Origin of the sequence: Streptomyces prasinopilosus (genome assembly GCF_001419695.1) — a bacterium.
GTDB classification, from domain to species: Bacteria; Actinomycetota; Actinomycetes; order Streptomycetales; family Streptomycetaceae; genus Streptomyces; species Streptomyces prasinopilosus.
Map to the genome: position 1 here is coordinate 1 of NZ_LIRG01000345.1, position 9,801 is coordinate 9,801.

9 protein-coding genes and 1 pseudogene are annotated in these 9,801 nt (G+C 75.0%); 7 read left to right on the forward strand and 3 right to left on the reverse strand.

What is annotated here, in order from left to right; translation table 11 throughout:
- The first annotated feature begins 164 nt into the window (after window positions 1-164).
- Complete coding sequence (locus AOK18_RS15480) at window positions 165-353, forward strand: hypothetical protein (RefSeq protein WP_055572649.1); 189 nt, start codon at window positions 165-167, stop codon at window positions 351-353.
- 77 nt (window positions 354-430) lie between these two features.
- On the opposite strand, the gene AOK18_RS15485 is transcribed toward AOK18_RS15480, so the two are convergent.
- Window positions 431-979, reverse strand: coding sequence for a L,D-transpeptidase (locus AOK18_RS15485; RefSeq protein ID WP_055694743.1), 549 nt, complete (start codon window positions 977-979; stop codon window positions 431-433).
- Between the two features lie 206 nt (window positions 980-1,185).
- On the opposite strand from AOK18_RS15485, the gene tsaB reads away from it, so the two are divergent.
- Genes tsaB through AOK18_RS15505 form a run of 4 tightly spaced genes read left to right on the forward strand, consistent with a single transcriptional unit; the run spans window position 1,186 to window position 3,851 of the window.
- Entirely contained in the window at window positions 1,186-1,839 is a 654-nt protein-coding gene (gene tsaB, locus AOK18_RS15490; RefSeq protein WP_055694739.1) for a tRNA (adenosine(37)-N6)-threonylcarbamoyltransferase complex dimerization subunit type 1 TsaB, read from the forward strand.
- 5 nt (window positions 1,840-1,844) lie between these two features.
- A complete protein-coding gene (rimI, locus tag AOK18_RS15495; protein WP_240503191.1) occupies window positions 1,845-2,435 on the forward strand; it encodes a ribosomal protein S18-alanine N-acetyltransferase in 591 nt (196 codons plus the stop codon).
- Window positions 2,428-3,585, forward strand: coding sequence for a tRNA (adenosine(37)-N6)-threonylcarbamoyltransferase complex transferase subunit TsaD (gene tsaD / locus AOK18_RS15500; protein WP_055694740.1), 1,158 nt, complete (start codon window positions 2,428-2,430; stop codon window positions 3,583-3,585). The genes rimI and tsaD overlap by 8 nt, the downstream gene beginning before the upstream one ends.
- Window positions 3,582-3,851, forward strand: coding sequence for a hypothetical protein (locus tag AOK18_RS15505; protein WP_055572646.1), 270 nt, complete (start codon window positions 3,582-3,584; stop codon window positions 3,849-3,851). Before tsaD ends, AOK18_RS15505 begins: the two co-directional genes overlap by 4 nt.
- 72 nt (window positions 3,852-3,923) lie before the next feature.
- Here the strand turns inward: AOK18_RS15505 and AOK18_RS15510 are convergent, their stop codons facing one another.
- On the reverse strand, window positions 3,924-6,242 hold the full coding sequence (locus AOK18_RS15510) for a beta-xylosidase/alpha-l-arabinosidase (RefSeq protein WP_055694741.1): 2,319 nt from the start codon (window positions 6,240-6,242) through the stop codon (window positions 3,924-3,926).
- Window positions 6,243-6,421: 179 nt separating this feature from the next.
- Between AOK18_RS15510 and AOK18_RS15515 the strand changes: the two genes are divergently transcribed.
- Window positions 6,422-7,480 (forward strand): LacI family DNA-binding transcriptional regulator, encoded by a 1,059-nt coding sequence (locus AOK18_RS15515; RefSeq protein ID WP_055694742.1) that lies wholly within the window; start codon window positions 6,422-6,424, stop codon window positions 7,478-7,480.
- A 476-nt stretch (window positions 7,481-7,956) separates the two neighbouring features.
- Complete coding sequence (locus AOK18_RS15520) at window positions 7,957-9,003, forward strand: LCP family protein (protein ID WP_055694745.1); 1,047 nt, start codon at window positions 7,957-7,959, stop codon at window positions 9,001-9,003.
- A 141-nt stretch (window positions 9,004-9,144) separates the two neighbouring features.
- Here AOK18_RS15520 and AOK18_RS15525 read toward each other — a convergent pair.
- Window positions 9,145-9,801 (reverse strand): annotated as a pseudogene (locus AOK18_RS15525) (THUMP-like domain-containing protein); the annotation flags it as partial.

The following is a 9,801-nucleotide window of genomic DNA, read 5'->3' on the forward strand; positions in this document are numbered from 1 at the left end:
ACGGGGAGGACGGACGGCGCCCGGGCCCGGGGCGTCCGTCCTCCCCGTGCTCCGACAAGGTGTCGGTAAAATCTTGCATTCGGCGTCCCGGGCGTGGTCACATGGTATCCAGCTCGTAGTTAGGTCTGCCTAACTACGTCCGCCCCCGACCCCAGGAGGCGTCCATGCAGCGCACCGAGAACGCTCGCGGGACCGAGGCGCGGCCGCAGTCGTCCGCCGGGGTGTCGATGCGCGACCTGCTGGCGGCCGGTGCGGCCGCCGCCGCGATCTCCACCCCGCCCCGTGCTCCCGAACCGCACCCGCGGCCCCGGCTCGCCGGGCCGGGGAACGGTCACCGCCGCGAGGCCGCCTGACCCGGGCCCGCCGTGGCCGTGCGCCCCTGGAGCGCGCGGGTCGAGGGGCGCGGGACGGGCCGCGGGCGATGTCGCGGTCACCGTACGACGACGACCGCGCGGCCGATGGTGGCGAACCTCCACATGGCCTCGCCGTCCTCCCGGGTCTCGCGGATGCCGCCGGTGCGGATCCTCGGGTCCAGGTGCGGGGCCGAGCCGTCGACCGCCGCGCTGAAACCGATCGCCGTGCCGTCGTTGCTCGCGAAGCGGACGACGTGTTCGACGGGGACGCCGTCCGACCCCGTGATGTTCTTCGAGCGGGAGGTGACGCGGTAGGTGCCCGGTTCCGGATCCACCGTGCTGGGGCTGACCGTGAAGGTGCGGCGGACCTCGCCGCCGCTGCCGACCAGCCACACCCGGTCGTCGCCGAGGTCGTAGACGACCCGGGGGCCCCGGCCGGACCCCTTGGGCGGGGCGGCGGGCGAACCCCCGTCCCGGTCCGCCCGCAGGGCGGTCCGCGCGGTGTCCGCGCGGTCGGCGTGCGGGGCGGCCGGCGCGTTCGCCGCCGCCCGGTGGCCGAGGACGCCGACCGTCAGGAGGGCCGCCGCGGTCAGTCCCGTCACGATCGCCGAGCTGTTGTCCGCCACCGCCGTCACCACCTCTGTCCCGTCCCGGCCCGCCGTGTCCCGTCGCACCCGCTCCCGCGCAGCCCCCGCCGCCACCGCTCCGACGTCGATCGTCCAGGATCGTCCGGAATAGTCCGGAGTGTGCGTACGACGAGGTGACGGTAGCAGGACGTGACCGTCCGGCCGGACCGTCCGACACGGGGTGCGGAGAGCCGTAGGCTGTTTGTGTGCTCCTGCTCGCTCTGGATACCGCCACCCCCGCCGTCACCGTCGCGCTGCACGACGGCGACGACGTCGTCGCCTCGTCGAGCCAGGTGGACGCCCGCCGCCACGGCGAACTGCTGCTCCCGGCGATCGACCGGGTGCTCGCCGAGGCCGGTCTGAAGGTGGACGCCCTCACCGGGATCGTCGTCGGCACCGGCCCCGGGCCCTACACCGGCCTGAGGGTCGGCCTGATGACCGCGGACGCCTTCGGGCTCGCGCTCGGCGTCCCCGTGCACGGCCTGTGCACGCTGGACGGCCTCGCGTACGCCGCCGACCTGGAGGGCCCCTTCGTCGTGGCGACCGACGCCCGGCGCAAGGAGGTCTACTGGGCGCGGTACGCCGACTCCCGCACCCGTCTCACCGACCTCGCCGTCGACCGGCCCGCCGACATCGCCGGCCGGGTGGCCGGGCTGCCCGCGGTCGGTGCCGGCGCGCTGCTGTACCCCGACACCTTCCCCCGGGCGCACGAGCCCGAGTACGTGAGTGCCGCCGCCCTCGCCCGGCTGGCCGCCGAGCGGCTGGCGGCCGGCGCCGAACTGTCCGCGCCCCGGCCGCTGTACCTGCGCCGCCCCGATGCCCAGGTCCCCAAGAACTACAAGGTGGTCACCCCCAAGTGACACGAGTGACAGGGCCCGAGAAGGTCGCGCTGCGCGACATGCGCTGGTGGGACATCGAGCGGGTGTTCCAGCTGGAACGCGAGCTGTTCCCCGAGGACGCCTGGTCGCGGGGGATGTTCTGGTCCGAGCTGGCCCACGCGCGCGGTCCCGCGGCGACCCGGCGTTACGTGGTCGCCGAGGAGGACGGCCGTCTCGTCGGGTACGCGGGCCTCACCTCCGTCGGTGCGGCGGCCGACGGCGAGGAGGGCGGGGACGGGGCGACCGGGGTGGCCGACGTCCAGACGATCGCCGTCCGCCGGGACCACTGGGGCACCGGCCTCGGCTCGCGGCTGCTGACGGAACTGCTGCGGGCGGCGACCGCGTTCGAGTGCGCCGAGGTGCTGCTGGAGTGCCGGATCGACAACGTCCGGGCCCAGAAGCTGTACGAGCGCTTCGGCTTCGAGACCATCGGCGTCAGGAAGGGCTACTACCAGCCGGGGAACGTGGACGCCCTGGTGATGCGCCTGAGCGACCCGTCCGCCTCCGTCGACCGGACGGAACCCCAGGCCCCCGCGATCCCCGTGAACGGCGTAGAAGGAACCGAGACCCATGGCTGACGAACCCCTGGTACTGGGGATCGAGACCTCCTGCGACGAGACCGGTGTCGGCGTCGTCCGGGGCACCACCCTGCTGGCGGACGCCGTCGCCTCCAGCGTCGACGAGCACGCCCGCTTCGGCGGTGTCGTCCCCGAGGTCGCCTCGCGCGCCCACCTGGAGGCGATGGTCCCCACCATCGGGCGCGCGCTGAAGGAGGCGGGGGTGAGCGCCCGGGACCTGGACGGCATCGCCGTCACCGCGGGCCCGGGTCTCGCCGGTGCGCTGCTGGTCGGCGTCTCGGCGGCGAAGGCGTACGCCTACGCCCTGGGCAAGCCCCTGTACGGCGTCAACCACCTCGCCTCGCACATCTGCGTCGACCAGCTGGAGCACGGGCCGCTCCCCGAGCCGACGATGGCGCTGCTGGTCTCCGGCGGCCACTCCTCGCTGCTGCTCTCCTCGGACATCACCTCCGACGTCCGTCCGATGGGCGCCACCATCGACGACGCGGCCGGCGAGGCCTTCGACAAGATCGCCCGCGTGCTGGACCTCGGCTTCCCCGGCGGCCCGGTCATCGACCGGTACGCGCGCGAGGGCGACCCGTCCGCGATCGCGTTCCCGCGCGGACTGACCGGGCCGCGCGACCCCGCGTACGACTTCTCCTTCTCCGGCCTGAAGACCGCCGTGGCCCGCTGGATCGAGGCCCGGCGGGCGGCGGGGGAGGAGGTCCCGGTGCGTGACGTGTCGGCCTCCTTCCAGGAGGCGGTCGTGGACGTGCTCACCCGCAAGGCCGTGCGTGCCTGCAAGGACGAGGGCGTCGACCACCTGATGATCGGCGGCGGGGTGGCCGCCAACACGCGGCTGCGGGCACTGGCCCAGGAGCGTTGCGAGGCGGCGGGCATCCGGCTGCGCGTACCGCGCCCGGGACTGTGCACGGACAACGGCGCGATGGTCGCCGCCCTGGGCGCCGAGATGGTCGCCCGGGGCCGGGCGGCCTCCGACTGGGACCTGTCCGCGGACTCGTCCCTCCCGGTGACGGAACCGCACGTGCCGGGCGAGACCCACGCGCCCTCCGGCGCGCACGCACACGGTCACGCACACGCGCACGGTCACGCACAGGGGCACGCGCACGATCACGTGCACGAGGTGAGCGGGGAGAACCTGTACTCGTGACGGTCGCGTTGATGTGGGAGGCGCGGGCCGTGCCCGGCCGGGGCGGGGAACTGCTCGCCTGGGCCGAGGCGCGGGTGCGGGAACTGCCCGCCGGCCCCGCCCCCGTGCGCCGGGAGACCTTCCGCGCCCCGCAGGACCGGGTCCTCGTCATCACCTGGTGGGACGCCCCGTACGACGCCGATCTGCCCGAACTCCCGGACCCCGGGGGAGAGCTGGTCACCCGTCCGGTGCACCGGTGGCGCTTCGAGTCGGTGGCGACGGGCTGACCGCCCCCCGCCGCGCCCGTCCTCCCCACGCGCCCCTCGCCCCGGTCCGTCGTGTTCCGCCCGCTTCGCCCGTCACACCTCGTCCGCAACCTCCGACACCTCGGTCCCGCACACCAGCCGCCGGTCGGGGCCGGGTTCGCGCGGGGGGCCGGTGAGGGTGAGGCGGGCCGTGTGGCGCACGTCCGCGCTGGAGGCCGCCAACCGCAGCTCCAGGGCACCGGGTTCGACCACGCGCCGGCCCGAGCGGCCGGTGAACGCCGAGAGGTCCGGGTGGAAGCGGAAGGTCACCCGGGCCGCCGCGCCCGGTGCCAGCTCCACGCGCCGGTAGCCGATCAGGCGGACGTCGGGGCGGGTGACCGAGGCCACCGGGTCGTGCAGGTAGAGCTGCACGACCTCCGCGCCGTCGCGGTCCCCCGTGTTGCGCACGGTCAGGGAGACCTCGTACGTCCCGTCGGTCGCGAGCTCCACCGGTCCGCCGCCCGTGAAGTCCCCCCACGCGAACGACGTGTACGAGCGGCCGTGGCCGAAGGCGTACAGCGGGGTCGGGTCGAGGTTGCTGACCTCGCCCGCGAGGCCGAGCGGCGGCTGGAGGTACGTCCACGGCTGGCCGCCGGGCGCCCGGGGCACGCTCACGGGCAGCCGGCCGGACGGGTTGACGCGGCCCGACAGCACTCCCGCCACCGCCGGGCCGCCCTCCTCCCCCGGGAAGAAGGCCTGGACGACCGCGCCCAGGCGGCCCTGCCAGCGGCCGAGCGCGTACGGGCGGCCGGTGAGCAGGACGAGGACGACGGGCACGCCCGTCGCGACCAGCGCGTCCAGCAGCGCGCCCTGGACGCCGGGCAGGTTCAGGTCGGTCACGTCGCAGCCCTCGCCGGAGGTGCCGCGGCCGAACAGCCCGGCCCGGTCGCCGAGGACCGCCACGCACACGTCCGCCTCCGCGGCCCGGGCGACGGCCTCCTCGAAGCCGCCGGTGCCCGGCTCCGAGGTGTCGCAGCCCTCCGCGAACGTCACCTTGGCGTCGGGGAGTTCGGCGCGCAGCGCTTCCAGCACGGTCGGGATGTCGATGCCCGTCGGCCTGCCGGGGTGGTGGGTGAGGACGTGGGAGGGGAAGGAGTAGCAGCCCAGCATGGCCAGGGCGTCGGCCGCCCGGGGGCCGACGACCGCGATCCGGGAGTCGGGGGAGAGCGGGAGCAGCCCGTCGGGGTTGTCGAGGAGGACCACCGACTCCTCGGCCAGATCGCGGGCCAGGGCGCGGTTCCCGGCGGAGTCCAGGTCCACCGGCGTCTCCGGCTCCGGGCTCCAGTCCTCGTCGAGGAGGCCCAGGTCGCACTTCTGGAGCAGCACCCGGCGGGCCGCCCGGTCCACCAGCTCCTCGGGGACCCGTCCGGCCCGGACCGCGTCCAGGAGAGGCTCGCCGTAGCACTTCAGGGTGGGCAGTTCGACGTCGATGCCGGCCAGCAGCGCCGCGTGCGCCGCCTCGGCCGGGGTCGCGGCGACCCGGTGCAGGCTCTCCAGGAAGCCGATGCCGAAGTAGTCGGCGACGACCGTACCGGTGAACCCCCACTCCTCCCGCAGGAGCCCGGTCAGCAGGGCCGGGTCGGCCGAGGCGGGCACGCCGTCCGTCTCCGTGTACGCGGCCATCACCGAGCGCGCCCCGCCCTCGCGCAGCGCCATCTCGAACGGCGGCAGGGTGACGTCGGCGAACTCCCGCACGCCCGCCCGCACGGGAGCGAGATTGCGGGCGCCGGCCGAGGAGGCGTACCCGGCGAAGTGCTTGAGGGTGGCGACGACCCCGGCGGACTCCAGCCCGCGCACGTAGGCGGTGCCGATGGTGCCGACCAGGTACGGATCCTCGCCGATCGTCTCCTCCACCCGGCCCCAACGCGGGTCGCGCACGACGTCCAGGACCGGCGCGAGCCCCTGGTGGACACCGACCGAACGCAGGTCGCGGCCGATGCGCCGAGCCGTCTCCTCGACCAGCTCGGGGTGGAAGGTGGCGCCCCAGGCCAGGGGCACGGGGTAGGCGGTGGCCTGCCAGGCGGTGAATCCGGCCAGGCACTCCTCGTGCGCGACCGCCGGGATGCCGAACCTGCCCGCCGCCGCGATCCGCCGCTGGGCGCGGGCCAGCGCCCGCGCGCCGGCGTCCGGGTCGACGGGGGCCGTGCCGAAGGGGCGGGTGAGCTGGCCGAGGCCGAGGGTGATCAGCTCGTCCCAGTCGTGGTCGGAGCTCATGTCGTGCTGGTGCGGGGCGACGCCCTCGCCGTCCGTGTCCGCGCCCACCCACACCCCGTACAGCTGGGCGGTCTTCTCCTCCAGGGTCATCCGGGCGAGCAGGTCGTCGACACGGGCTGCGGCGGGCAGGGCGGGGTCACGCCAGGGCGCGGTGGTCATGGAACTCCTGTCGGGTGGACGGCGGGCCCTCTCGCCAGGGTTCTCGACGCGGTGACGGAGGCAAGGCCGGGTCCGCGGCCGGGAGTTACGAATATTTCGGACTACATGTCGAATGTTCCGGGAACCTATGGCGCAAGGAAGGCTTCGTCAAGGGGGCCCGCAGGGATACGATCGCCGCCATGACTTCCTCGCAGCCCTCCGAAACCCGGACGCGAGGGCGCAGCGCGCAGACTGCGACCCTCGCCGAGATCGCCCGCGAGGCCGGAGTCTCGGCACCGACTGTTTCGAAGGTCCTCAACGGCCGTGCCGACGTCGCCCCCGCCACCCGCAGCCGGGTCGAGGAACTGCTGCGCGCCCACGGCTACCGGCGCCGACGCGCCGAGGCCAACCGCTCGCCCCTGCTCGACCTGGTCTTCCACGAGCTGGAGAGCGCCTGGGCGATGGAGGTCATCCGGGGCGTGGAGAACGTGGCGAGGGACGCGGGGCTGAGCGTCGTGCTCTCCGAGAGCGCGGGACGGCTCACCCCGGGACGGACCTGGGCCGACCAGGTCGCCGCCCGCCGCCCGCACGGGGTGATCCTCGTCCTGTCCGGCCTCGACGAGTCCGGGCGGGCACTGCTGACCAGCCGCTCCATCCCGTTCGTGGTGATGGACCCGGCCGGCGACCCCGGCACCGACGTGCCCTCCATCGGCGCGACCAACTGGCAGGGCGGGCTCGCCGCCACCCGGCACCTGGTCGAACTGGGGCACACCAGGATCGGGGCGATCAGCGGGCCCTCGCAGATGATGTGCAGCCGTGCCCGCATCGGCGGGTACCGGGCCGCGCTGGAGACCGGCGGGCTTCCGGTGGACCCCGGGCTGGTCATGACCGGCGACTTCCACCACGAGACCGGTTACCGCCAGGGCCTCGCCCTGCTGCGCCGCCCCGACCGGCCCACCGCGGTCTTCACCGGCAACGACCTCCAGGCGCTCGGACTCTACGAGGCCGCCCGCGAACTGGGCCTGCGGATCCCCGAGGACCTGAGCGTGGTCGGGTTCGACGACCTGCCGGTGGCCCGCTGGGTGGGGCCGCCGCTGACGACCGTGCGGCAGCCGCTGACGGAGATGGCGGAGGCGGCGGCCAGGCTGGTCCTCGACCTCGGCAAGGGCGAGGGCGCGGCGCCGGCCGCATCCCGGGTGGAACTGGCGACGAGCCTGGTGGTGCGCAGCAGCACGGCGCCGCCGCCCCCCGGAAGCTGACGGTTCCCGGACTTCCGTGCGTCCGCACGCCCGCACCCGCGCACTTCCGGGCTTATGGGCTTTTGGGCGCCGGTCGAGCCGCGCCCGAAGGGAGTCGATGGAAGATCCGAAAGTTTCGGACCTGTGCTGCTCGCGCGGCGCCCGTCGTCCGGCGGCCGGCCGGACGGTTCCCGGGGCGAGTCCGGGCGGTGAAGTCTGAGAACTTCACGAGAAAACGGTCCGGAGGACGCCGGTCGCCGTAATTCGGACTTACGTTCCTCCCTGTGAGGGGACACGAGAACCAGGATGCGGGCCGGGACGAGAGCCGGGGCGCGGGCCGGGACGAGAGCCGTGGTGAGGCCGGGGGCGACGCTCCCCCGAGCGACTCCGAGGGAGCGGGCATACGGTCGGGCGCGGGGACCGGAGGGCGGTCGGACACCCGGCCGGACGCCCGACCGGACCCGGGGGCCGACGTGCCGGTGGAGCCGGGGGCCGACGTGCCGGTGGACCCGGCGGACCGGCGGCCGGACCGCCGGGCGCGGGCGCTGAGGATCGCCGGTCTCGCCCTGGCGGGCGTGCTGGTGCTGGGTGCCGGGACGGCCGGCTGGGCGTACTGGCAGCTCGGCGACAACATCACGGGCGTCGACATCGACAGTGCCCTGGGCGACAACCGTCCGGCCAGGGGGACCACCGCCGACCGGGGTGCTCCGGCGTCCTCCTCGGCCTCGCCCCTGCCCACGGGGTCCCTCAACATCCTGGTGCTGGGCTCGGACGCGCGCGGTGGCGGGGACAACCGGGCGCTCGGCGGCGGCGACAGCGGCGGAGCCCGCTCCGACACGGCCATGGTCGTCCACCTCGACGCCGGCCGGACCGCCGCGACCGTGGTCAGCATCCCGCGCGACACCCTCGTCGAGCGCCCCGCCTGCCCGCTGCCGGACGGCGGGACGACGCGGCCGGCGTCCCACGCGATGTTCAACAGCGCGTACGAGGTGGGCGGGCCGGTGTGCGCGGTGAAGACGGCCGAACTGCTCACGGACGTCCGCATGGACCACTACGTCGAGATCGACTTCACCGGCTTCGCCCGCCTGGTCGACGCGCTCGGCGGCGTCACCGTCACCACGGACGAGGACATCGACGACGACCGGAGCCGTCTCGACCTCGAAGCGGGCACCCACCACCTGGACGGCACCGACGCCCTCGCGCTGGCCCGCACCCGGTACGGCATCGGGGACAGCAGCGACCTCGGCCGCATAGGCCTCCAGCACATGCTGGTGAAGGCGCTGCTGGACCGGACCGGGACGCAGAGCCTGCTGACCGACCCCGTGAAGCTGTACGAGGTCGCCGACGCGGTCACCGGCAGCCTCACGACCGACACCGGCCTGGACTCGCTGACCGAGCTGACCCGCTTCGCCCAGAGCCTGCGGGGCCTGTCCTCGTCCGCGGTCACCACCCTCACGATGCCGGTGGTCCCGGCTCCCTGGAACGCCGACCGGGTGGTGGCGGACCAGCCGGAGGCGGAGGAGCTGTGGGAGTCGCTGCGGTGATCCGGCGGCCGTGATCCGGAGGCCGTGATCCGGAGGCCGTGATCCGGCGGCCGGACTCCGGCGCAGGTCACCCGCCGCGCGCCGGAAGAGGGCGCGGGGGTGCCCGGAGGGTGTCCGGGCCCCGGTCCGGCCCCGCGGGGCTCACCGCACCGGGTGCCCCAGCAGCATCGTCGGGGCGCCGGCGACGCGGGTGAGGAAGACGGTGACGGACGCGGTGCCGTGGGGCTTGGGGAGGGCCTTGCGGCGGAGTTCCTCCGGTTCCACCGCCGAGCCGCGCTTCTTGACGGTCAGGGTGCCGACCCGGCGCTCACGCAGCAGCGCCTTCAGCTTCTTGACGTTGAAGGGGAGCCGGTCGGTGATCTCGTAGGCGGTGGCGTACGGGGTGGGGCGGTGTTCGTCGGCGGTGACGTAGGCGATGGTCGGGTCGATGAGCCCGCCGTCGAGCCGTTCGGCCACCTCGGCGACGAGATGCGCGCGGATGACGGCGCCGTCGGGCTCGTACAGGTACCGGCCCGGCGGGCGCACGGCCGGGTCGGGCAGCCCGCGGGAGAGCAGCGTGCGGGGGCCGGGCAGCAGGGTCGCGCGTACCGCGCCGGGTCCGGGTACGGCGTCGGGCGCGGGGCCGGGTTCGGCACCGGACGCGGGGCCCGGCCGGGGGGAGGCGGCCGGGAGCCGGTGCCGAACCACAGCACCGCCTCCTTCACGTCCCCGCCGTCCGAGATCCACTCGGCCTCCGCGTCACCGGGGACGGCCTCGTGCGGGATGCCCGGCGCGACCTTCAGCGCGGCGCGGGGCGCC

Bases quoted from the DNA above. Each gene is read 5' to 3' on its own strand.
- AOK18_RS15480 (WP_055572649.1), top strand. From the start codon at position 165: ATGCAGCGCACCGAGAACGCTCGCGGGACCGAGGCGCGGCCGCAGTCG.
- tsaD (WP_055694740.1), top strand. From the start codon at position 2,428: ATGGCTGACGAACCCCTGGTACTGGGGATCGAGACCTCCTGCGACGAG.
- AOK18_RS15510 (WP_055694741.1), bottom strand. From the start codon at position 6,242: ATGACCACCGCGCCCTGGCGTGACCCCGCCCTGCCCGCCGCAGCCCGT.
- AOK18_RS15515 (WP_055694742.1), top strand. From the start codon at position 6,422: ATGACTTCCTCGCAGCCCTCCGAAACCCGGACGCGAGGGCGCAGCGCG.